This window comes from Hamadaea sp. NPDC051192, assembly GCF_040682475.1.
GTDB lineage: Bacteria > Actinomycetota > Actinomycetes > Mycobacteriales > Micromonosporaceae > Hamadaea > Hamadaea flava.
In genome coordinates this window covers 1-22,829 of record NZ_JBFBAZ010000126.1, presented here as the reverse complement: position 1 = coordinate 22,829, position 22,829 = coordinate 1, and the positions used below count along the sequence as shown (strand labels likewise).

The window sequence follows — 22,829 nt, the reverse complement described above, 5'->3', positions numbered from 1 at the left end:
CCTCCGCGGCGTCCACCATCCGGCCGGTGAAGATGATGTCCTTGGCCTTCGCCGGGCCGACCAACCGGGACAGGCGCTGCGTACCGCCCGCGCCGGGGATGATGCCCAGCTTGATCTCGGGCTGGCCGAGCTTGGCGTCCTCGGCGACGACCCGCCAGTCGGCGGCCAGCGCCAGTTCGCAGCCGCCGCCGAGGGCGTACCCGGTGATCGCGGCGACCACGGGCTTCGGGATCCGCGCGATGGCGTCGAAGGCGCTGCTCAACGCGCCCGCCCGCTTCGCCATGTCGACGTACGACATATCGGCCATCTCCTTGATGTCCGCGCCGGCCGCGAACACCTTCTCGCCGCCGTAGATCACCGCCGCCCGGACCGAGTCGTCCGCCGTGATCTGCGCGGCGACCGCCCGCAGCTCCTCCTGGACCTGGATGTTCAACGCGTTCATCGGCGGCCGCTCCAGCCGGATCGTGCCGATGCCGTCGTTGATCTCCAGGCGTACCAGTTCGCCCATGTTGTGTCACCCACTCCTGCTGGCCGCCCGGCTCGCAGCGGCGGTGGCCGCTGGGACCGTGGCGGGCACCTTGTCATTCTCGGGTCGCCCGTTCGAGCCGAGCATATGGGGCGCGGACGGGCTTGGCGTGCGAGGATGGTTCCACGTTGATGGGGGTCAATCTTGATCGTCTACTATCGAGATCGGCACGTCCAGGTCACCTCCGAGGCGCTGCACGTCGGCGAATCCCGGATCCCCCTGGCGCGACTGCAATACGTCTGGCATCGCGAAGGCGTGGCCGAACCCGCCGTCCGCCTCCGCCGGACCCAGCGCGGCGTGATCGGCTTCGCACTGATCGTCGGCGCGCTGCTCGCCCTGATCGGCGTGCTCTACGTGTTCGCCGGGGTGGTGGGCCAGGCGGCCGGCGCCGGGCGCGTACTGCTGCCGTTGGCCGGCGTGGTGGCGCTGATCGGCTTCGCCGGCCCGCTGCTGGAGATGGCTCTGCACCGCGTCGATCACAGCGTCGACCAGGGCCATCAGGTGCACGAGATCTGTGCGGTGATCGACGGCGTGGAGCGCCGCCTGATCCGGATCGCCGACACCCACCGATTCGGCAAGATCTACCGAGCGCTGGAACGGGCGCTCGAAGACACCGAAGGGGACGCGCTCGAAGCGGCCGAATTCGCCCAAGGCTCCGAGGACGGCACCTGACCGGCCGCGATGATGATTCCGACGGGCCGTTGATGATCAGCGGAGTTTTCGTGGGGCTATGACACCGCGAAGACTCCGCTGATCATGATGGGCCGCCGCGAGGGCTGTCAGCGGACCGCCGCGAGGGCCGTCAGCTGACCGCCGCGAGGGTCTGCGTGGCGATCTCCAGCTCCTCCTCGGTCGGGACGACGAGGACGGCGATGTCCGCCCCGTCCGGCGAGATGAACGTCTCCCCGGCCGCGTTGCGTACGGGGTCGACCTCGATGCCCAGCCGCTCCAGTCCGGCCAGGGACGCCGCCCGGACCAGCGGCGCGTTCTCGCCGACTCCGGCGGTGAAGGTGATCGCGTCCAGCGTCCCGAGCTGGGCGTAGTACGCGCCGACATAGGACTTGATCCGGGCGCAGTAGACGTCGAAGGCCAGCTGGGCGCGTTCGTCGCCCGCCGCGACCCGGGACAGCACGTCCCGCATGTCGTTGACGCCGCTCAGGCCCGTCAACCCGGATCGCTGGTTGAGCAGCTCGTCCACCTCGTCGAGGCCCATCCCGCCCACGCGGACCAGGTGGAAGACGACGGCCGGATCGATGTCGCCGGACCGTGTGCCCATGACCAAGCCGGGCAACGGCGTGAATCCCATCGAGGTCGTCACGCTCCGGCCCGCCCGCACCGCGCACGCGCTCGCGCCATTGCCGAGGTGCAAGGTGATCACGTTCGCCTCGGGCTTGCCGAGCAACTCCCCCGTACGCCGGGAGACGTACGCGTGCGACGTCCCGTGAAACCCGTACCGGTGGATGCCGAAGCGCTCGGCGACCTCGTAATCCAGGGCGTACGTGGCGGCCGCGGGCGGCATCGTCCGGTGGAACGCGGTATCGAAGACGGCCACCTGCGGCACATCCGGCAGCAGCTTGCGGGCGACTTCGATGCCGGTCAGGTTCGCCGGGTTGTGCAACGGCGCCAACGGGATCAGCTCGCGTACCACGGAGATCAGCTCGTCGTCGACGAGACTGGGCGCGGAGAACCGCGTACCACCGTGAACCACGCGATGGCCGACCGCGACGAGGCCGGTGAGATCGAGCTGGGCCAGGATGTCGCGCAGCGCCGCCTCGTGGTCGGTGACGCGCTCGGTGATGCCTTTCGCGAGCGTCTGGCCGTCGTCGAAGAGCCGGTATTTCACGGATGACGACCCGCAGTTCAGCACGAGAACCCGGCCGGTCACGAGGCCGCCTGGATGGCGGTGATCGCGACCGTGGAGACGATGTCACGGACGGTGGCCCCGCGCGACAGATCGTTGACCGGCTTGCGCAGGCCCTGCATGACCGGGCCGACCGCGACCGCGCCCGCCGAGCGTTGCACCGCCTTGTACGTGTTGTTGCCCGTGTTCAGGTCGGGGAAGATCAGCACAGTGGCGTGCCCGGCGACCTCGCTGCCCGGCATCTTCGTGGCGGCCACGCTGGGGTCGACCGCCGCGTCGTACTGGATCGGGCCGACCACCGGCAGGTCCGGCCGGCGCTTGCGCACCAGCTCGGTGGCGTGCGCGACCTTGTCGACGTCCGCGCCGAACCCGCTGATCCCGGTCGAGTAGGACAACATCGCGACTCGGGGCTCGACCCCGAACCGCTCAGCCGTCGCCGCACTGGAGATCGCGATGTCGGCGAGCTGCTCCGGGTTGGGGTCCGGATTGATCGCGCAGTCCCCATACACCAGTACGCGATCCGCCAAGCACATGAAGAACACGCTCGACGCGATGGACACCCCGGCCGCGGTCTTGATGATCTCGAACGCGGGCCGGATCGTGTCGGCGGTCGGATGCACACAGCCGGAGACCATCGCGTCGGCACGCCCGCTCTGGACCATCAGCGTGCCGAAGTAGTTCACGTCGCCGACCTGGTCCCATGCCTTCTCGACCGTCATGCCCTTGTGCTCGCGCAGTTTGGCGTACGTGGCGGCGAACTCGTTGCGCCACTGGCTCGCGTTGGGGTCGACGAGGCGCGCCCCGGAGTCGTCGAGCCGGAGGTCCAGCCCCAGGTCACGGGCCTTGTGCCGAATGACGTCGACCGGGCCGAGCAGCGTCAGCTCGCACACGCCGCGCCGCAGCAACTGCTCGGCCGCGCGCAACACCCGCTCCTCGGTGCCCTCTGGCAGCACGACGTGCCGCAGATCCTCCCGCGCCCGTTCGATCAGCTCGAACTCGAACATGAGCGGCGTGACGCCGTCGGACCTGGTCACATCCAGCCGGGCCGTCAACTCGGGAACGTCCACAGACGCCTCGAACGCGCCGATCGCGGCGGTCACCTTCCGTTGATTCTGCGCGGTCAACGCACCCTCAAGCCCGGTGAGCCGGCCGACGGTGTCGAAGCTGTCCTCGCGTACCGATATCACCGGAACCTCGCCCCGGAACCTCCCGACCAGCGAAACCACCCGCGGGTCGGGTTCGATGCCCAGCGTCAGCACCAGCCCGGAGATCGACGCGAGGCCCGCGAAATGCGCGGCCATCGCCGCGACGATCAGATCGGACCGGTCACCCGGCGTGACCACCAGACAGCCATCACCCACGTGGTCGAGGAACGTCGGCACGGTCGCGCCGCCGACCACGATGTCCAGCACGTCCCGGTCCAGCGCCTGCGGCGAACTGCCGAGCAGCGGCGTCGCGTTCAGCACCTGCACGACCTCCGCGACCGTCGGGGCGCTCACGGCCGCGACGCGCGGAACGGCATACACCGGGGTTCCGTCAAGATCAGCTTGTACGCCAGAACGCAGCTCAGGCGAGACGCGATTGGCCACGATCGCGACCACCGAATGACCGGCCACCGCCTGCCGAGCACCCCGGATCGCAGTGTCGAGATCCACCGCGCCCCGGCCGTCGCCGTCCACCACGGGCAGCAGCGGAGCACCCAGCTCCCGGGCCAGCCGAAGGTTCATGCCCAGCTCGTCGGGGAACGTCGGCTCGCCCTCGCCACCGTCCGGCGCACCGAAGTCGGTGCCGACGATCACCACCGCGTCGCAACCGCGCTCGACCTCGTGGAACCGTTCGAGGATCAGCCCGACCATGGCGTCGACCTGCCCCCGGGCCAGCATCAACGCCGCCTCGTCATACCGGACGCCAGTCGCCGCGGCAGCCGGCGGCATCCCGTAATGATCTCGCAGCAGCGCCACGATCGGGTCGTCGTCCTTCCGCGTGAACGGTCGGAACACCCCGATCCGGCGTACGCGTCGGGACAACAACTCCGCCACGCCGAGTGCGATGGCCGACTTGCCGCCGCCCGCATCCAGGCCGGTCACGTACACGCTGCGCGCCACGTAGATCACTCTACTTCCGCCGCGCCGGGCCTACTCGTGGACGGCGCGGCGGGTGTGAAGTTCGGCGCTCGTGCCTAGTCGTTTATTCGCGGACGCCCTCGGTTATTCGCGGACGCCCTCGGTTATTCGCGGACGGCGCGGCGGCCGTGGAGATCGGCGCGGTCGGCGGCGGCCCGGCCCTCGGCCCAGCCCTGCCGGTTCGACACGGTGATCGAGCGGGTCTTGAGTGCCGGGAACAGCTCCTGGAACTTCGCGGCGACCTCCTCGCTTCGCGCCTTCAGCACCGGCAACAGCGTGCTCTCCCCCACGTCCCGGATCGTCTCGCTGACCGCCGTCTCGGTCGCTCCCCGCAGCCGCTCGCCGATGCGCTGCGCGTACGCGGTGAGGAAGGCCTGCCGGAACGACCGGGTGTTGTTGCGCCCGAACCGGTCCTGCTTGGGGCCGGACTGCGTCATCGCCGCCACGGCCTGCACCAGCAGCGACGTGAACAACAGCTCGACGGAGTCCAGGTCGCCGGGGAACCCGGTGACGGTGGCGAACCCGTAGTACTCCATCCATACCGAGCGGCAGCCGTTCGCCTCGGCCACCGCCTGGAGCAGCAGCGTCTTCGCCGCCTCGTAGGGGTTGTCGATCGGAATCCGCCGGACGGCGGGCTCGTCCTTGCCACCCGTCCGCGCCATCAGCAACGCGAAGTCGATGCTGTGCCGAGTCATCAACTCCTGCGCCTTGGCCGTGTACGCCTCCGCCTCCTCCGGAAAGGTCGTCGACTCCGCCTTCGCCAGCAGCGCGCGTACGCGGTCGAGCATCTTCTGGTCCACCGTCTTCGGCGCGACGTGCTGCGGCCGCGCCTCGCCCGGCAGCGGACCCTGGAACGGCAGACCCGGCAGCCGCCGGAGGTGCCAGATGGTCTGAATCACGAGCTGCGGATCGGCCTGCCCGACCGCGCCATCCTGCTCCGCATCAGGGCGTTTCGTGGTGATCTGGAGGAGCTGCGCCTGCCAGCGTTCGTCGACCGTGGCCGGGGCATAGGCCCGTGTCTGCGCGAGCATGGCCGCCCCGGCGAGCCGGGCGTGTTCGTCGGTCAACGCCTTCTTCACCGACCGGTGCAGCTCGAACGGCTGCCACCCGCGCTGCCACACCGCCAGCACCTCGGCCTGCATCAGCGCGAACACCGCCGCCGGCGCCCCTGGACGCGCAGCCAGCGCCTGCACCGCCCGGGTCAGCTCAGCCGGCCGCCGCGCGTCGTACGCGAAGACGCCCTCAGCGACGATGCGCTCCACGATCTCGCGCTCGGTCGGCATGCGCTTGTCCCCCACCGCATCCCCTTCCGTCGCGAGCCCAACCTCAGCAACCCTATCGGGCCGGACCGACGCTTCCGGCCGTCGCCGCCGCGCCCGCCTGCACCGGGATCGTGATCTCCAACTCCCCCTCGCTCACCACTTCCGCGCCGAATCCGCTCGCCCGGAACAGCATCGCGCTCGGCCGAGCGGCCACCGCATCGCTCACGACGATCCCGCCCCGCGTCCGGCCGGTCCCGTCGAAGTAGCGGAACTGGAGCGCTTGTAAAGCGTCGCCATGCTTTTCGCGTACCTCGGCGTAGCGGGGCGAGTCGTGGATGGTGCCCGGCGAGGCGCCGTACGCCGCGGCAACCATGGGCAGCGTGATCATGGAGGCGAGCATGTCCGCGATCTGAATCCCCGCGTGATTGTCGCTGTGTGCAAACGTGGGCACTTCGAGTAGCCGTCGGTAGGGATCATCGCCGGTGCGCCACTTCTGCGTGAAGATCGAGTGCGCCACCTCGATGTTCTGACCAGGATTACGGCTGTCAGCAATGATCATTCCGGTCGAGCGGTTCTCCTTGAGATACCGCACGAAGTGAGTGGCGATGTCCTGCATCGAAAACCCATAAGTGGCGGCCGGCTTCAGACGTTCTCCCGATCGTTTGACCCAGACGCGACCGATGATCCGACACCCGAATCGGTCGACGAGCTGCAGCAGGCCATAGCGCACATGCTGGGCATGCCGCCGCCGATCACGTGATTCGCTCCGCGTCTTGCCGAGCAACGCGCTGCCCTTCATCTCCCGCAAGATGTGGTCGAGCGCGGGGCCGGCCTGAAACAGCGACGGGAAATTCCGCCGCTTGAAGTCGAGAAACTCGCTGGTCAGCTCGGGAACCAGATCAGCGTGGACGATGAGACCCAGGATGATCATGGCAGGGGTGGCGGCGGGGTGGCTGTCCGGCTCTTCGACGCCGCCGGATTCGTCAAGATAGAGGAAATGCACGCGACGAAACTAGGTGCAACAACAAGACACTGCAATACCGCACTTCCAGCTGTGGATAACGCGCCGCACAATGTGGATAAGAAATGCGGTAGTGCAGTCCGGCATGGACCAGAAAAGCACTGAGGGCCACCTAGTGGTGGCCCTCAGGAGTGCGCTTTCAGCCATCCGGCCTACGACGTGCGTTGAGATTAGCATGACGCGGAGGCGACTCGCAACTAGGAGAAGCGGGCGGCCAATTCGACCGTACGCCGCGCCGCCGCCACCATTGCGATATCCACGAATCGGCCGTCGGAAAGGACCGCAGTCCCCGCATCCGGATCGAATGCGGAGAGCAACTCTTCCGCCTTTTCCACTTCGGGTTCGCTCGGCCGGAACGCCTCGACGATGACGGGCAGTTGCCGGGGGTGGATGGCGGCCCGCCCGAGCAGACCGAGGCCACGCCCGGTGACGCAGGACGCGGCCAGCCCTTCCAGGTCGGAGACGTGCGGGTAGACAGACATCGCGGGCGGGCCGAGTCCGGCGGCTCGCGCGGCGACGACGACGCGGGATCGGGGCCAGGCGAGCCCCGCCTCGGCGGAGACGTGCAGGTCGGCGCTCAGGTCGGCCTCGCCGAGCCCGATCGAGCCGTCCGGCCCGCAGACCGTCGCGATCTCGAACGCCGCCTCGACGCCACGGGCGGACTCGATCAGCGCGTGCACCGGGACTCCGGCGACGGCGGCGGCCCGGACCGCCTGAGGCGTCTCCACCTTCGGGACGCGCACGCCGGCCAGGCCGGGCAGCCCGGTCAACGTGTCGAGCTGTTCGAACGCGCTGATGCGTGCCTGGACCGGCACCGAGTGGGTGGAACCGAGCAGGTCGGTCACCGCGTCCAGGGCGTACGCCTTCCGAGCGGGCGCGACGGCGTCCTCCAGGTCGACGATGACCGTGTCGGCACCGGAGGCGAGCGCCTTGCCGAAGCGTTCGGGCCGGTCGCCGGGTACGTAAAGCCAGGTCAGCATCAGACCACTCCTCGTTCGCGCAGGCCGGCTATCTCCTGTTCGGTCAGGCCGAGGTCGGCGAGGATCGCGTCGGTGTCGGCGCCGTGCGGGCGGCCGGCCTCACGGATCTCGCCGGGGGTGGCGGAGAGCCGGAACGGGACGTTCTGCATGAGCAGTTCGCCGCCTTCAGCCGTGGGCACTTCGACGAACGTGCCGAGGGCGGCGAGCTGGGGATCCTCGGCGAGTTCGGGGACCTCGTAGACGGGGCCGACGGCCGCGTCGGCCTCCGCGAACGCCTTCAGCACCAAAGATCGTGGGCGGGCCGCGATCCAGTCGGCGACCGCCTTGTCGAGCAGGTCGACATGCTGGGCGCGCCCCGCGCCGGTGGCGAACCACGGTTCGTCGACGACCTCGGGCATCCCCACCAGGCGCATCACCCGCTCGGCGACGGAGGTCGCGCTGGTGGAGACGGCGACCCAGTGTCCGTCCGAGCACCGGTACGCGTTCCGCGGCGCGTTGTTGGCCGACCGGTTGCCGAGCCGGGGCGAGACGTAGCCCAGCTCCTTCCACCAGGTGACCTGCGGACCCAGCATCGCCATGATCGGCTCGACCAGGGAGAGGTCGACGACCTGCCCGGTGCCGGTGACGTCCCGGGCTCGCAGTGAGAGGAGGACGGCGTACGCCGCGGACAGGCCGGTGACCGAGTCGGCCAGCCCGAACGGGGGCAACGTCGGCGGCCCGCCCGGTTCGCCGGTCGCCATCGCGAACCCCGACATCGCTTCGGCCAGCGTGCCGAAGCCGGCGCGCGAGGCGTAGGGCCCGGTCTGGCCGAACCCGCTGATCCGGGCGATGACCAGGCGCGGGTTCACCTCGTGGAGCACCTCCGGGCCGAGTCCCCAGCGTTCGAGGGTGCCGGGCCGGAAGTTCTCCACGAGGACGTCTGCATCGGCGAGCAGGCGCTTCAGCAGCTCCGCACCCTCTGGTGTGGACAGATTCAGCGTGCCGCACCGCTTGTTGCGCATGAGGACGCGTCCCCACAACCCGCCGGGGCCATGACCACGGGCGGTGTCGGGCACCTTCGGATGTTCGATCTTCACGACGTCGGCGCCGAAGTCGCCGAGGAACGCGCCCGCGAGCGGGCCGGCGATGACGGTCGCGATCTCGACGACCTTGATGCCGTCCAGCGGTTTCATGCGGTCGCCGCCCGTCCGTCGGCGACCAGATGAGGAGAACTCTGGCCGGTCATGGGAGGTCCACCGCGATCCGGAAGCCCACGCTGGGCGAACGGTCCAGCCCCAGGCCCATGAGCAGCAGTTTGATGCTCACCTCGGGCGGCTGCGGGCCGCCGTCGAAGTACCACATCGAGCCCTCGGCGCGGTGGGCGCTGCCGCCCTTGAGGATCACGAACCGCGTACGCCCGTCGCTGTGCTCGCTCTCGGTCAGGTTCCACACGAGCGGGTCGCGCCGGTCGATGACACCCAGTTCGGCCGCCACCTGCCATTCGTCCTCGGTCGGCAGACGCGCGCCCGCCCAGGCGGCGTACGTCCGAGCCTCGGCGAGCGTCACCTCGGTGACGGGTGCCTCGGGATCGGCGACCGGCCACGGCTCGGCTCCGACCGCCTCCAGGTACGCGGCGAACTCAGCCACGCTGACCTCCAGTTCACCGATCGCGAACCGGCCGAGGTCGACCCGGCGTCGCAGCGTCGCCATGTCGTGCAGGCGAGGCGGCAGCGGCTTCCACTCGTCGACGAACGGCGCCTCACCGTAGAGGCCGGTCTCGCGACGACGATGGCGCACGATCAGGTCCCCGCGACCGGCCGGCACCTCGACGGAGCCGCTCGGCGGGCGCTCGACCGCGGCCGCCCGGTGCGGTACGCGTACCGCGGCGCGAGCCGGGAACCCGGATTCGGCCATGGTGGCCGAGGACTGCTCTCCCGAGGACGTCGCCCAGGCGACGGCTCCGGCGGGCAGCTGCCCCGAGGCCACGACGCTACCGCCGTCGACGATCCAGGGACCGTCATAGTCCGGCCCCCGGTTGACGATCGTCCACAGTGTCTCGCCGTCGAGGTCCCACCGGGAGGCGTACACCGCCGTTCCGGCGGGATGTCCGGCCAGCGGCGTCCACTCGGCTTCCCGGAAGAACCGCGCATGCGTCGACCACGTCTGGCGCATGAACCGCAGCAGTGCCTTGTCCCGCTCCGACCAGCCGACCCAGACGCCGAACACCGACTCCCAGACGAGCAGGCCGGTGCCGTTGAACCAGGCCGACTGAAGCTCTTCGAGGTGGTCGCGGTGCCAGCGGCGGGTGTGATGCAGCATGTGCCGGGGCTCGAACCACTTCGCCCGCAGGACGCCCGGAACCGCCGAATCGGCGAACCACTGCGCCCAGGACATGGTGTGGTCCTGGATCCGGTCCAGTGGCACCCGCGACTCCCCGGCGAGCACGATCTGCGGGGGCAACGCGTCGACCAGCTCGGCCGCGGACTTCAAGGTGTCGAGGAAGACCCCGTCGACCCCGAGGTCCGCGACCAGTGTGGCGACCTCGTCGGCCGAGCCGCCGTCCCACGGGTTGTAGTCGACGAAGACTTTCACGCCCCGAGCCTGGAAGGCCCGGACGACATCGGCCAGCCCGGGGACGTCGCGATAGAAGGCGAACTGGTCGCGGTCGTCCAGTCCGATCACCGGGTACGCGTGCCACAGCACGATCCCGTCGAAGCCGCCGAACTCCTCGATCGACGTGTCGACGAAGGCGTCGACGGTGAACTCACCGGTCGCGTGGTCGAACAGCGACTCGTCCCAGAGCCAGACGAGCGCGACCGCGAAGCAGTCCAGCGGCACCCGCTCGTAGCGAGATCCGTCGTAGTCGAGGCGCTCGCGGGCGGACTTACGCCAGCGCGCGAGCGCGTTACGCCAGGCCGGCCACTGCGCAGGGTCCTCCGGTGCGGCGAAGATCTTCGCCTCGTCGAGGACGGAGAGGTCGGCGTCCAGGTCCAGCGGAACGGTCGTCGGCTGATCGATCGGCCGGGGCACGTAGGGGTTCACGGCTTGACCGCCAGCTTGTCGATCTCCTCCCGCAACGCCAGCGAGCTGGAGGCGCCCAGCCGCGTCGCGCCGATCGCACCGGCCGCGCAGGCCCAGGCCAGCGTGTCAGCGATCGGTTTACCCTCCGTGTACGCCACGGCGAACGCGCCGACGAAGCCGTCCCCGGCGGCCGTCGTGTCGACGGCGTCGATCTTCGGCGCGGGGATCTGCATCCAGGTGCCTTCGCGGTCGGCGTAGAACGCCCCGTCAGCGCCGACGGTGAGCACGATCTTCGGCGCGATCTGCCGCAACCGCTCGATCAGCGAGTACGCGTGCATGCCGCGGGCCGAGGCACTCGGGCTCCGCCGGGCCGAACTGTCGATCTTGTCGCCGAGGACCATCTGGGCCTCGATGAGGTTGACGATCAGAACGTCGACCAGGGAGAGCAACTCGTCCGACAGGCTGCGGGCCGGAGCGGCGTTGAGGAGCACCGGAACACCGGCGTCCCGGGCGACCTGAGCGGCCTCCTGCACGGTCTCCAGCGGAATCTCGAGCTGCATCACGAGCGCGTCGGCGGCCGCGATCGCCGCCCGGTCGGCTTCCGTCAGAGCGGTCAGCTTCGAGTTCGCGCCCGGCGCCACCACGATGAGGTTCTCGCCGCTGTCGTCCACCGCGATGAGCGCCACCCCGGACGGGCCGGGTTCGGTCCGGAGCAGGGACAGGTCGAGCCCCGCCTGTGCCATGTTGTCGCGTACCTGCTGGGCGAAGGCGTCCTCGCCGACCGCGCCGACGAACGTGACCTCCGCCCCGGCGAACTGCGCGGCGATCGCCTGGTTGGCACCCTTGCCGCCCGGGACGGTCGTGAAGCTGTCCCCGAGGACGGTCTCACCCGGCCGCGGCAGAACGGCTGCGGTCGCGACGAGGTCGAGATTCACGCTGCCGACGACGACGATCTTCATGTGCTCACCTTCATTGTGCGTTCGGCCAACTCGGTGAAGGTCACCTTGTCGCTGCCGGGAATGCTGGTCCGCAGGGTGTCGCGCAGCGGCGCGGCCCAGTGGTCGGGAACGGTTCCGGCCAGGGCGGCGGTGATCGCGCCCACGGTCGCACCGTTGGAGTCGGTGTCGCAGCCCGCGCTCACCACAGCGCAGACCGACGCGGCGAAGTCACCGCCGTGGTACTCGAGCGCGGCCGCGACGAGGGCGGCGTTGGGCAGAACGTGCACCCAGTGGCGCTTGCCGTAGCGGGCGTAGATCTCGTCGACCACGCCTTCCCAACTGTCGCCCCGGGTAGCCAGGTCACGGCCGTCCATGATGGCGTTGGCGAATCGGCTCACCGGAGGCACGACGGATTCCCCGGCGTCGAGCACGTCGTCGATGTTGTCGGCGGTGAGCGCGGCGCTGCTCATCGCGGCGACCCACATGGCGCCGTAGATCCCGGCCCGGACGTGGCTCACCGAAGCGTCCCGGTACGCACACTCCGCAGCCAGATCCGGTCGCCCGGGATGGATCCAGCCGTAGAGGTCCGTGCGGATCTGCGCCCCGATCCACTCCCGGAACGGGTTCCCGCGCAGCGCGGTCTCCGGCGGCGTGTGGCCGAGCAGCAGATTCCGGTACGCGATCCGCTCGGCCGTGAAGACGCGCCCGCCCGGCAGCTCGTCGAGCCAGGCCTGGGCGACGTCGTCGGCGGTGAATCCGGGACCGCACCGCTCCACCAGTCGCAGCGCGATGAGGGTGTAGTTGAGGTCGTCGTCCTCCGGCATCCCGTCGCTGACGCCCGCCGCGAGCGGCTCGGCGAGGCTCGTCGGGGCGGATCGCCGGTTCCACGGCCAGCGCCGGGTGACCTCGTCGGGCACAGAATCGCCGGCGATGTAACCGGTCAGCGGCCACTGCCCGCTCGACTGCAGGATCTCCCGGATGCCTTCCCGGGGGATCTTCTCGACCGGCTTGCCGAGTACGCAACCCGCCGCGCGCCCGACCCACGCGGCATGCAGCCGCTCCAGGTCGTGCCGCGGCTGCTGCCGCGGAACGTTACGCCACAACGCTTTGACGCCCGCGAAGTCGTCGGGTTCGCCGGGGCGGACCGGCATCGGCTGCTCGTCGAGCGCGGCCATCAGTTTCTCCGCGAGCGCGTGCAGCTCAGGCGTTGCGGGCGTGGCCGAAGCGCCGCTGCTGCCCGCGGTGAGCGATCCGCCTGCGTCCAGCCACCGCCAAGTCACCTTCGAGACGTCTTTGCCCAGGTCACGGGCGGTCACCAGCTCGTGGGAGAGCAGGTCTTCGGGCTGAACCCAGCTCAATCGCATGGGCATCAAGCTACCGCCGACCACTGACAACGAACCGGGAATCGTTGCGGCATCCGGGATATCGCGGCCTCACGACGCTGTGAGACCGCGTTATCCCGGAAAACGTGGCTAACCCGTTGATCATGGAGTTCGCCACCCCGACACGCCGTCGAAACCTCAGTTAACTCCATGATCAACGGCCCGAGCCCCGAGGAGCGGGAGCAGGAGCAGGAGCAGGAGCAGGAGCGACCGCGGAAGCGGGAGCGGGAGCGGGAGCGGAGAGGAGCGAGCCGACAGACTGAGCACGGGCGGAAGCCCGCGCGAAGTCCGAGGCAAGCACCTCAGAGGCGACGAGCGCCAGCGAGGAGCCGACAGCGGCCAAGTCCAGCCGAGACTCCGCAGACACCTCAGCAACCCACGAAGCGGGCACCCCGTCGATCCCGTGCAGAGCCCCCGCGATGGCCCCCGCCATGCTCGCGATCGAATCCGCGTCGCGGCCGTAGTTGACCGAGCCGAGGATCGTGTCGCGTACGTCGCCGCCGGAGACGGCGAGCATGCCGAGCGCGATGGGCAGTTCTTCGATCGCGTGCAGCCGGGACGCGCGGCGCGCGCCCAGTCCGGGTTCCCGGTACGCCTCGCCGACCGTGTCGAACGGTGCCATCGCGGCGCGCAGCCCGGTGACGGTCGACATGTCCAGTCCGCTCCCGACGGCGTACCCGTTGGCGGCGGTGAGCACCGCGGAGATGGCAGCCCGGGTGCCGTCCCGGGCCACCGCGAGGGCCGCCGTGAGCACGTCGTCCACAGTGGCCGATGGTGGGACCGCAGCCGCGACGCACGCGGCCATGACCCCCGCGGCCTCGCGCCCGAAGCTGTGCTGGTGCGCCCCGGCCAGCTCGATGGCCTCCCGGTACGCCGCCACCGGATCGCCCGCGTTCACGATGCCGACCGGCGCGATGTACATGGCCGCGCCGCAGTTCACGGCGTTACCCGTGCCCGCCTCGCGGGGGTCGGCGTGGGCGAAGTGGAGCCGGGTGATCAGGTGCCGCTCGCCGGCCGCCAGCCGGTGCAGCGCAACGGTTTGGCGTTGCAGGTCGGGCACCCACACGAGCTGTTCCAGCAGATCGGGCACGAGCAGCCCGGCCATGTCGTACGCGTCCAGGTGGTCCCGCTTGCGGGCGTACGCCCGGACGAGCGCGTGGGTCACCAGGGTGTCGTCGGTGATCCGGCCGTGCCCCTTGGCGTAGGGCGCGGTCGGCTTGTCTTCAGGAGCCCGCATCGGCGGGACGATCCCCGTGACGGGCCCGCCGTAGCGGGCCCGGATCTCTTCAGCCGAGTGGCCCTCGACAGCGCCGCCGAGGGCATCACCCACGGCGGCGCCGGCGAGGCACCCGATGCTCTTGGCGAGGAGCACTACTTCAGGACCTGCTTTCCGCCATCCTCCAGCGTCTTCGCCAACTGATCGATCGAGATCTTGTTGGCGAAGTACTGCTGGAGCGCCGGGGTGGCGATCTTCGACTTCCACTCGGAGTAGCCGGCGGCCCGCTGGAACGGCGCCTGCACCAGGGTGTCGGCGCTGGCCACGGCCACGTCCCAGCCCTGCTTGCCCTGGGTGGACTGGACGAGCGACGCGCCGGCGGCCTTGCCGGTCGGGACCAGCCAGTCGCCGTGGGCCAGCTTGGCCATGTTGGTGGCGTTGAGGAAGTTCGTGATGAACTTCATGGCCTGCGTCTTGGCCTTGGAGTCCTCGCTGATCGAGATGGTCTGCGGGTTGGCCGCCTGGTTCTGCGACGTCCCCTTGAGCGCCGGGAGGGTCACCCACTCGAAGTCCTTGGGCGCCTGCTCGATCATCTGCTGGCGCAGGTAGATCGAGCCCGGGAGCATGGCGTACTTGCCGCCGAAGAAGCCCGGCAGCGGGTCGGTGCTGCCGAACGACAGCGCCTCGGGCGACGCGGACTTGTCGACGTAGACCATGTCGTGGATGCGCTGCGGGATCGCCTTCTCACCGTCGCCGACCTTGACGGTCCACTTGCCGCCCTCTTCGTAGAAGAAGGCGCCGTCGTAGTTGAGGGCGAGGTTCATCACGCGGTTGGTCGGCGACTTCAGCGCCCAGGCCACGCCGTACTGACCCGGCTTGGTCAGCTTCTTGGCGTTGGCCGCGAACTCGTCCCAGGTCCACGGGGCGTTCGCGGCGGGCACCGTGACGCCGGCCGCGTCGAGCAGCTTCTTGTTGGCCAGCACGACCTGCGACTCCAGCAGGAACGGCACGCCGACGACCTTGCCGTCGACGGTCACGGTCTGCCAGACCTTGTCGGAGATCTCCGACTTGAAGTCGGCGGGCAGCAGCGAGCTGAGGTCGGCGAGGTAGCCCTGCTTGGCGAACTCGCCGAGGGCGGCCGACTCGTAGTGGATGATGTCCGCCGCGTCGCCGCCCTCGAACGAGGTCAGCAGCTGGTCGTGGACGGAGTTCCAGTCACCCTGCACGTACTCGATCTGGATGTCGGGGTTGGCCTTGTTCCAGTCGTCGACGATCTGCTTGTTCGCGGCCAGCGACTCCTTCTGCCAGGCGAGGCTGAGGAACCGCAGCTTGACCGGGCCGGTCGACTCCGGCTCCTTGTCGTCACCGCACGCCGCCAGGAAGGCGGCCGTCGCGACCAGGCCGGGCAGGGCCAGCAGCGATCTTCTGTTGATGTTCACGGGCGATCTCTCCATTGAGGTTTTCCCATCCATAGCCGTTTAACCCTTGACCGCGCCCGCCAGGGAGCCTTCGGCGAGACGCTTCTGGAGCACGGCGAAGAAGACCAGGCTGGGCAGCGTGGCCAGCAGCGAACCCGCCGCCAGCGGCCCGAGCCGCGCGATCCCCTCCACCCCGACGAATCGAGCCAGCGTCACCGGCAACGTCGCCAGTTCCGGGCTCTTGAGCAACACCAATGCGAAGAAGAACTCGTTCCAGGCGCTGATGAAGGCGAACAGCGAGGTCGCCACCAGGCCCGGCGCGAGCAACGGGGCCACCACCCGGCGGAGCACCTGAAGCCGGGACGCGCCGTCCACCGACGCGGCCTCCTCCAGCTCGCGGGGGATGCCTCGGACGAAGCCCTGGAGCATCCACAACGCGAACGGCAGCGACCAGGTGACGTACACCAGGATCAGGCCGAACCGGGTGTTGGTCAGGCCGGCCTCCCGCAGGATCAGGAACAGCGGGATGACCAGCAGGACGAACGGGAACAACTGGCTGACCAGCACCCAGCCGAGGGTGATCGTGCTGAGCCTGGTCTTGAAGCGCACCAGCGAGTACGCCGCCGGCAGCGCCAGGAGCACGGTCAGCGCCGCAGACGCGGACGCGACGATGAGGCTGTTCAGCGCCGAGCGCGCCAGATCCTGCTCCGTGAACGCCGTGACGTAGTTCTGCAACGTCGGGTGCTTCGGGATCAGGGTCGGGTGCAGCTCGACCATCTCGCGCGGCTCCTTGAAGCTGATCGACAACAGCCAGACCAGCGGGAAGCCGAGGAAGACCAGGTAGCAGCCGAGCGTCAGGTACTGCGCGGCTCGTTTAAACGTTTTCACCGAAGCCGTGCGGGAACGGGCCATCAGTTTGCCTCCCGGAGGCGGCGGCGCAGGTACACCGCGAGGAGCGCGACGATGAGGAGGACCATGACGTTGCCCAGCGCGGCCGCGTATCCGTAGTGGCCGTAGCGGAACGCCTCCTCGTAGGCGAACAGCATGGGCAGCATCGTCTTGCCGCCCGGCCCGCCTGCGGTCAGGACGTAGACCAGGCCGAACGAGTTGAAGTTCCAGATGAAGTCCAGGCTGGTGATCGCGACCACGACCGGCGCGAGCGCGGGCCAGGTGACCGCCCGGAAACGCCGGAACGCACCGGCTCCGTCCATCTGGGCCGCCTCGTGCAACTCCCGTGGCACGCCTTGCAACCCGGCGAGCAGGACGATCGTCGTCTGCGGCAGCCCGGCCCAGATCCCGACCAGGATCACCGCGGGCAGGGCGGTGCTGAAGTCGCCCAACCAGTTGTGCCGCAACCCGTCCAGGCCCACCCGCGAGAACGCCTCGTTCAGCATGCCCGCGTCCGGGTGGTAGACGAGCTTCCACATGATGCCGACCACGACCGGCGGCATCGCCCACGGCACCAGCGCCAGCGTGCGCGCCAGCCAGCGCAGCCGAAGCGGCTGGTTGAGCAGCCCGGCCAGGCCCAGGCCCAGTCCGAACTGCAGGATCGTCACGGCGAAGGCCCAGATCAGGCCCACCTTGAAGGCGTCCCAGAACTGCGTGTCCTGTACCAGCTCGCGGTAGTTCTCCAGGCCCGTGAAGGTGATGTCCACGTTCCGCCCGGCCCGCGCGTCGGTGAAGCCCAGGAACACCCCGCGGAGCAACGGCGCCGCGGACAGCATCACGACTGGGAGCAGGGCGGGCAACAGCAGGAGATACGCGAAACGCTTGTTCTGGTCGCGCGATGGCTGACGCGTCGCGCGCGGGGTTTCTTCGAGAGTGGCCGTCACGCGGACTCCCTGCGGACGAGGGCGGGGGCGATGCTCTCCCGGCGGGCGGGCAACGTCGGATCGTCCAGACGAGACAGCAGAAGTTGGGCCGCCTTGCGGCCACGGGCCGCCGCGCCGAGGTCGACGCTGGTCAGCCGGGGGAACGTGAGCTCGGCGATGTCGGTGTTGTCCATGCCGACCAGCGCCACCTCCTCAGGTACGCGAATGCCCGCCTCCAGCAGCGCGTGCAGCGCGCCGGCGGCGATGAGATCGTTGGCGGCGAAGATGGCGTCCGGACGGGTGCGGTTGAGCAGCCGCCGGGTCGCCTGAAGTCCGGCGTCGAAGGTGAACTCGCCGTTCTCCACGCCGACCGGTTCGTGGCCGTGCCGGGCGAGCGCGGCGCGGAATCCGGCGTCGCGGTGCGCTCCGGGCACCGTGTCCGGGGCGCCGTTGATCAGGACGATGCGCGTACGCCCCAGCTCGACGAGGTGGTCGACGGCGAGGGCGACGCCGGCGATGGAGTCCGCGCGGACGTTGTCGATGGGGGTCTCGTCGGGCAGCTGACCGACTACGACCACCGGCACCGCCGTACGCCCCAACTCATGCAGATGCGCCTCGGTGACCCGCAGCGGCGACATGATCAGGCCGTCGACGTAGCGCCGGGCCAGCCCCCGCAACAGCTCGGTCTCGTTCGCCGTGTGCGCGTTGGTGGCCTGGATGAGCAGCTGCCGGCCGGACCCGGCGATCTCCTGCTCGATGGCGCGCATCATCTGCACGTAGACCGGGTTGCCGATGTCTGCCACGGCCAGCCCGATCAGCCCCGTACGCTGCGCCTGAAGCGACCGCGCGATGGCGTTGGGCACGTAGCCCACGCGCTCGGCGGCCGCCTTGACGCGGGCGGACAGCTCAGGGCTGCCCCCCAGTCCGTTCAGCACCCGGCTGGCGGACGCGATCGAGACTCCCGCCAGGTCGGCGACGGTCCGGACAGTGGCCGGACCGGTGTGAGTCCCATGTTGGAAACGTTTCCGTCCCACGTGCGACGCCTCCGGGAAACTTTTGGCGAACTTTCCCGGGAGCTTTCCTCACGTTGTGGCGACCGCAACATCATCCGTTCGGCCGGTTCTCATGCCACATCCCCCGCCACACCTTGCCAGGATTCCCAGCAGATCACGGTTACGCCTGCGATCTTGAGCGGTTTTACCAGGCATAACCGTGATCTGCCGCCTAAGGCGGGGGCGTCAGGGCCGGGCGTCAGGGCTTGGCGACGATCTCGCGGCCGAGCGGCCACAACGCGGCGGGCACGAGCTTGAAGTTGGCGATACCGAACGGGATGCCGATGATGGTGAGGCACTGGGCGATACCGGTCACGACGTGCGTGAGGGCCAGCCACCAGCCCGCGATGATCAGCCAGACCACGTTGGCGATGGTCGAGGCGATGCCCGCGCTCGGCTTCTCGGTGATCGTGTAGCCGAACGGCCACAGCGCATAGCGGGCCAGCCGGAACGAGGCGACCCCGAACGGGATCGTCACGATGAAGATGAAGCACAGCACACCGGCGAAGGCGTACGCGAGAGCGAGCAGGAAGCCGCTCCCGAAGATGAACCAAAGGATGTTCAGGATGGTCCGCATCCTCTGATCATCCCGCGTGAGCGCAAGCGTTGTTCAGCGGTTGGCCCAGGGAACCGATTCCCAGCCGTCGGGCAGCGCTGGGGCCGTCCAGGACGGGTCGGGCTCCCAGGTCGCCCAGCTCTCGTCCCACCACCGCTCCCCCGCGTCGAGCCGGGCGGCGATCCGGTCGCCCTCGGCCTGGATCTCGGCGACCCGGCCGGGGTAGCGCAGCTCGCCGGTGCGGGCGAACTCCTCGACGTCCTTCCACTCCCACGCGGGCGCGCCGGCGGGCCAGACGATGTCCAGCTCGTGGTCGAGGGTGTCGAACCCGATGGGCGTACGCCGTGGGGCGTCCTGCAGGTTGAAGTACCACCCGGTGAACCGCCGCTCCGGGCCCGTCCAGAACACGAAGATCGCGTGGTCGACGTCCGCCCAGTGCAGCGAGAGCAGGCCGTGCCCTTGCCAGCTGCGGTGCCCGGCGAGGTCCCACGGATGCCGGCCGGCCGGGAACTCGCCGTCCGGGAACGCGAACGGACTGCCGGGCGGCTGATAGGTCACCAGCAGGTCGCCGTCGTCCTGTACGCAGATCGACGGCGACGCGAACCACAGTTCGTTCCGGATGACCTCACGGCGTACGACGGTGTCCCCGGGGTGGAAGGGCGTCAAGACGCCCGGGCGCTGAACCGCCCGTCCTCGTAACTCACCTTCAAAGGGACGCCGAAAGTCGCCGACAGGTTGTCGCCGGTGATCACCTCGTCCAGCAGCCCCGCCGCCACGACCGCGCCCTGGCGCAGCAGCATGGCGTGGGTGAAGTTCGGCGGAATCTCCTCCACATGGTGCGTGACCAGCACCAACGCCGGGGAGTCCGGATCAGCCGCGACTCGGGCGAGCCGGCCGACGAGGTCCTCGCGGCCGCCCAGATCCAGGCCGGCGGCCGGTTCGTCGAGCAGCAGGAGTTCGGGGTCGGTCATCAGCGCCCGCGAGATCTGCACGCGCTTGCGTTCGCCCTCGGAGAGGGTGCCGTAGAGCCGCTCGGCCAGGTGCCCGACGCCGAACTGCGTCATCAGCGCCTCGGCCCGGGCCAGGTCACCGGGGTCGTAATCCTCTTTCCACCGGCCCATGACCGACCAGGCGGCGGTGACGACCACGTTGCGGACGATCTCGTCGGCCGGGATGGTCTCGGCCAGCGCCGCGGTCGACAGACCCACCCGCGTACGCAGCTCGTGCAGGTCGGTCCGCCCGATCCGCTCGCCCAGGACGTGCATCGTGCCGCTGGTCGGGTGCGTACGCCCGGCGGCCAGATTGATCAGCGTGGTCTTCCCGGCGCCGTTGGGGCCGAGCACGACCCAGCGTTCGTCCAGCTCGACCCGCCAGGTCAGGTCACGCAGCAGGTGCTGGCCGGAGCGCGTCACGACCACGTGATCGGCCGCGACGGCCAGATCCGGGTCGTCCGCGGCGGGAAGGTCGTCCACGACGGGTGGGTCGGGAAGCTGATCGTGCGCCACGGGGCTATCAAATCAGCTACACCGCGAGCGAGTACGCCCGGGGCGGCAGCGTGTGCATCCGGTCGCGATCCGCCGGTACCAGCACGTAGTGCTGGATCCAGAGAAATCAGCCGATCGGCTGGAAACTCGCGACGCCTCCGCCGACGTCATAGCGGGCATGACAGCGGTGATCGAGATACGCGGATTGCGGAAGACCTTCCGCAGGCTGCGCGGCGGCGGGAAGGTCGCCCTGGACGGCTTCGACATGACCGTCGAGGCGGGACAGGTGCACGGCTTCCTGGGGCCGAACGGCTCGGGGAAGACGACGACGTTGCGGACCCTGCTCGGGCTGGTCCGCGCGGACGCCGGAGAGATGACCGTGCTGGGTCGGCCGAGCGGTGACTACGCCCAGGTGGCCCACCGGGTGGGTGCGATCGTGGAGAGCCCGGCGTTCTTCGGGAACTTCACCGCGCGCAAGACGTTGGCGCTGCTCGCGACGGCGGGCGGGGTGGCGGCTCCGCGAGTGGACGAGGTGCTCGCGCGGGTCGGCCTCCGCGATCGGGCCCACGAGCGGGTCAAGACCTTCTCGCTCGGCATGAAGCAGCGGCTCGCGGTGGCCTCCGCCCTCCTCAAGGCCCCGGAGCTGCTCATTCTCGACGAACCTGCGAACGGACTCGACCCGGGCGGCATCCACGAGATGCGCACGCTGCTGCGCGATCTCGCCGCCGAGGGCGTCACGGTGCTGGTCTCCAGCCACATCCTGAGCGAGATCGAGCAGGTCTGCGACACCGTCACGATCATCTCGCGCGGCCGCCGCGTGGTCGCGGGACCCGTCGGCGACGTGCTGGCCGAACATTCCAAGGGCGAATATCTGGTACGCGTGAAGCAGCTGGACCAGGCCCGCGAAGTCCTCGAAGGAGCTGGCCTGACCGTCTCGGCGACCGACAGCCACCTGGTCGTGGCCGGGGTCGCCGACGCGGCCGAGATCAGCGAGGCGCTCGGCCGGGCCGAGGTGTGGCTGACCGAGCTGACCCCGATCGGGGCCGATCTGGAGAGCGTCTTCCTGGACCTGACCGCGACCCGGCCGCTGCCGGGGGCGTACCGGCAGGTCGACGACGCGGTGCGGGTGCAGTCCGGCGAGATGGAGGTCGTCGCGTGAAGGGCAATCTGCTCCGGGCCGAGCTGCAACGGCTGTTCTCCCGGCGGTTCGTGCAGATCCTGACGGCCGTGATGATCGGCGTGTTCGGGGTGACCGTCGCGGTGACCATGGCGGGCAGCCACCAGCCGACCGCCGCCGACTGGGCGAGCGCGGTCATGCAGGCCGACTCCGAGAACGAGATCCACCGACAGCTCTACGACGAATGCGTGGCGGCGCACTCCCCCGGCTCGACAGCCGTCGAACGGGCGAAGTACCCGAACGTCTGCCGGCTGACCGTCGTGCAGCCCGAGGACTTCCTCTACGACACCTACGTCTTCAAGACGTCGATCCGGCCGCTGATCGGGTTCCTGGCGGCGTACCTGGCGTTGTTCGGGTTCCTCGTCGGAGCCACCTTCATCGGGGCCGAACTGGCCAGCGGCGGTGCGACCAATCTGCTGCTGTGGCGGCCGGAGCGCGTACGCGTCCTCGGGGCGAAGCTGGCCGTCCTGCTCGGCTCGGTCGGCCTGTTCTCGGTCGTGTTCTCGGCGCTCTACGTCGCGACGTTCTACGGCATCGCCCAGGCGACCGGCTACGTCGGCGGGGTCGACTCCGACTTCGTCGGCAACCTCATCGTCCTCGTCGCTCGCGGTGTCGCGCTGGCCGTGATGATCACCGCGGTCTCCTTCGGCGTCGCCACCGTCGGCCGGCACACCGCCGCCGCCCTGGGCCTGCTCACGGCGTACGCCGTCGTCTGGGAGGCCGGGGCGCGCCTGGTGATGGAGGTGCTCAGCTATCGGCCGCAAGAGCCCTGGTTCCTGTCGACCTACGTCGGCACCTGGATGACCGGCTCCCTGCAGTACTACATCGGGTACGACGAGTACGGCCACGTCGCATGGTGGCAGGGGGCGGCCGTGCTCGGGACGCTCGTCGCGGTGGTGCTGGCGACCGCGTTCGGCGTCTTCCGCCGCCGCGACCTCGCCTAACCCCCACCCCCACCCCCACCCCCACCCCACCCCACCCGCCCCCTCCCCCCACCCCTCCCCGTTGATCATGGAGTTAAC

General features: G+C 69.6%; 21 protein-coding genes. 3 read left to right on the top strand and 18 right to left on the bottom strand.

Annotated features, from left to right (window positions below; translation table 11 throughout):
• On the bottom strand, positions 1 to 508 hold a 508-nt coding region (locus AB0M47_RS34025), incomplete at its 3' end, for an enoyl-CoA hydratase-related protein (protein WP_363421437.1).
• A gap of 162 nt (positions 509 to 670) precedes the next feature.
• On the opposite strand from AB0M47_RS34025, the gene AB0M47_RS34020 reads away from it, so the two are divergent.
• A complete protein-coding gene (locus AB0M47_RS34020; protein WP_363421434.1) occupies positions 671 to 1,198 on the top strand; it encodes a DUF6232 family protein in 528 nt (175 codons plus the stop codon).
• Positions 1,199 to 1,328: 130 nt separating this feature from the next.
• Here AB0M47_RS34020 and AB0M47_RS34015 read toward each other — a convergent pair whose 3' ends face one another.
• The 17 genes from AB0M47_RS34015 to AB0M47_RS33935 form a co-directional block, all read right to left on the bottom strand.
• Complete coding sequence (locus AB0M47_RS34015; RefSeq protein ID WP_363421431.1) at positions 1,329 to 2,411, bottom strand: acetate kinase; 1,083 nt, start codon at positions 2,409 to 2,411, stop codon at positions 1,329 to 1,331.
• Positions 2,408 to 4,501 carry a phosphate acetyltransferase gene (pta, locus tag AB0M47_RS34010; protein WP_363421428.1) on the bottom strand — a complete coding sequence of 698 codons (2,094 nt, stop codon included), beginning with the start codon at positions 4,499 to 4,501 and terminating at the stop codon, positions 2,408 to 2,410. The genes AB0M47_RS34015 and pta overlap by 4 nt, the downstream gene beginning before the upstream one ends.
• A 113-nt stretch (positions 4,502 to 4,614) precedes the next feature.
• On the bottom strand, positions 4,615 to 5,808 hold the full coding sequence (locus AB0M47_RS34005) for a DUF2786 domain-containing protein (RefSeq protein WP_363421425.1): 1,194 nt from the start codon (positions 5,806 to 5,808) through the stop codon (positions 4,615 to 4,617).
• A 37-nt stretch (positions 5,809 to 5,845) separates the two neighbouring features.
• The gene (locus AB0M47_RS34000; RefSeq protein ID WP_363421423.1) at positions 5,846 to 6,775 is read right to left on the bottom strand and encodes a DUF3800 domain-containing protein; all 930 of its coding nucleotides are present in this window, start codon (positions 6,773 to 6,775) and stop codon (positions 5,846 to 5,848) included.
• A 215-nt stretch (positions 6,776 to 6,990) separates the two neighbouring features.
• Positions 6,991 to 7,773, bottom strand: coding sequence for a CoA ester lyase (locus tag AB0M47_RS33995; protein WP_363421420.1), 783 nt, complete (start codon positions 7,771 to 7,773; stop codon positions 6,991 to 6,993).
• Positions 7,773 to 8,945 carry a CaiB/BaiF CoA-transferase family protein gene (locus AB0M47_RS33990; protein WP_363421418.1) on the bottom strand — a complete coding sequence of 391 codons (1,173 nt, stop codon included), beginning with the start codon at positions 8,943 to 8,945 and terminating at the stop codon, positions 7,773 to 7,775. The genes AB0M47_RS33995 and AB0M47_RS33990 overlap by 1 nt, the downstream gene beginning before the upstream one ends.
• Before the next feature lie 49 nt (positions 8,946 to 8,994).
• Positions 8,995 to 10,794, bottom strand: a complete 1,800-nt coding sequence (locus AB0M47_RS33985) for an SUMF1/EgtB/PvdO family nonheme iron enzyme (RefSeq protein WP_363421415.1) — start codon at positions 10,792 to 10,794, stop codon at positions 8,995 to 8,997.
• Positions 10,791 to 11,732, bottom strand: coding sequence for a ribokinase (locus AB0M47_RS33980; protein ID WP_363421413.1), 942 nt, complete (start codon positions 11,730 to 11,732; stop codon positions 10,791 to 10,793). Before AB0M47_RS33980 ends, AB0M47_RS33985 begins: the two co-directional genes overlap by 4 nt.
• Positions 11,729 to 13,075, bottom strand: coding sequence for an ADP-ribosylglycohydrolase family protein (locus tag AB0M47_RS33975; RefSeq protein WP_363421411.1), 1,347 nt, complete (start codon positions 13,073 to 13,075; stop codon positions 11,729 to 11,731). The genes AB0M47_RS33980 and AB0M47_RS33975 overlap by 4 nt, the downstream gene beginning before the upstream one ends.
• A 172-nt stretch (positions 13,076 to 13,247) precedes the next feature.
• Positions 13,248 to 14,465 (bottom strand): ADP-ribosylglycohydrolase family protein, encoded by a 1,218-nt coding sequence (locus AB0M47_RS33970; protein WP_363421409.1) that lies wholly within the window; start codon positions 14,463 to 14,465, stop codon positions 13,248 to 13,250.
• On the bottom strand, positions 14,465 to 15,748 hold the full coding sequence (locus tag AB0M47_RS33965; RefSeq protein ID WP_363421407.1) for a sugar ABC transporter substrate-binding protein: 1,284 nt from the start codon (positions 15,746 to 15,748) through the stop codon (positions 14,465 to 14,467). The genes AB0M47_RS33970 and AB0M47_RS33965 overlap by 1 nt, the downstream gene beginning before the upstream one ends.
• 39 nt (positions 15,749 to 15,787) lie before the next feature.
• Positions 15,788 to 16,639, bottom strand: coding sequence for a carbohydrate ABC transporter permease (locus AB0M47_RS33960; RefSeq protein WP_253761100.1), 852 nt, complete (start codon positions 16,637 to 16,639; stop codon positions 15,788 to 15,790).
• Entirely contained in the window at positions 16,639 to 17,559 is a 921-nt protein-coding gene (locus AB0M47_RS33955; RefSeq protein ID WP_363421404.1) for a sugar ABC transporter permease, read from the bottom strand. The genes AB0M47_RS33960 and AB0M47_RS33955 overlap by 1 nt, the downstream gene beginning before the upstream one ends.
• Positions 17,556 to 18,572 carry a LacI family DNA-binding transcriptional regulator gene (locus AB0M47_RS33950; RefSeq protein WP_253761098.1) on the bottom strand — a complete coding sequence of 339 codons (1,017 nt, stop codon included), beginning with the start codon at positions 18,570 to 18,572 and terminating at the stop codon, positions 17,556 to 17,558. The genes AB0M47_RS33955 and AB0M47_RS33950 overlap by 4 nt, the downstream gene beginning before the upstream one ends.
• A 217-nt stretch (positions 18,573 to 18,789) precedes the next feature.
• Complete coding sequence (locus AB0M47_RS33945; protein ID WP_253761097.1) at positions 18,790 to 19,167, bottom strand: YccF domain-containing protein; 378 nt, start codon at positions 19,165 to 19,167, stop codon at positions 18,790 to 18,792.
• 33 nt (positions 19,168 to 19,200) lie between these two features.
• Complete coding sequence (locus AB0M47_RS33940) at positions 19,201 to 19,812, bottom strand: DUF402 domain-containing protein (protein WP_363421402.1); 612 nt, start codon at positions 19,810 to 19,812, stop codon at positions 19,201 to 19,203.
• A complete protein-coding gene (locus tag AB0M47_RS33935; RefSeq protein WP_363421400.1) occupies positions 19,809 to 20,651 on the bottom strand; it encodes an ABC transporter ATP-binding protein in 843 nt (280 codons plus the stop codon). The genes AB0M47_RS33940 and AB0M47_RS33935 overlap by 4 nt, the downstream gene beginning before the upstream one ends.
• Before the next feature lie 157 nt (positions 20,652 to 20,808).
• Between AB0M47_RS33935 and AB0M47_RS33930 the strand changes: the two genes are divergently transcribed.
• Both AB0M47_RS33930 and AB0M47_RS33925 read left to right on the top strand, forming a co-directional pair.
• A complete protein-coding gene (locus AB0M47_RS33930; protein ID WP_363421398.1) occupies positions 20,809 to 21,789 on the top strand; it encodes an ATP-binding cassette domain-containing protein in 981 nt (326 codons plus the stop codon).
• Complete coding sequence (locus AB0M47_RS33925) at positions 21,786 to 22,751, top strand: ABC transporter permease subunit (RefSeq protein ID WP_363421395.1); 966 nt, start codon at positions 21,786 to 21,788, stop codon at positions 22,749 to 22,751. The genes AB0M47_RS33930 and AB0M47_RS33925 overlap by 4 nt, the downstream gene beginning before the upstream one ends.
• Positions 22,752 to 22,829 lie beyond the last annotated feature (78 nt).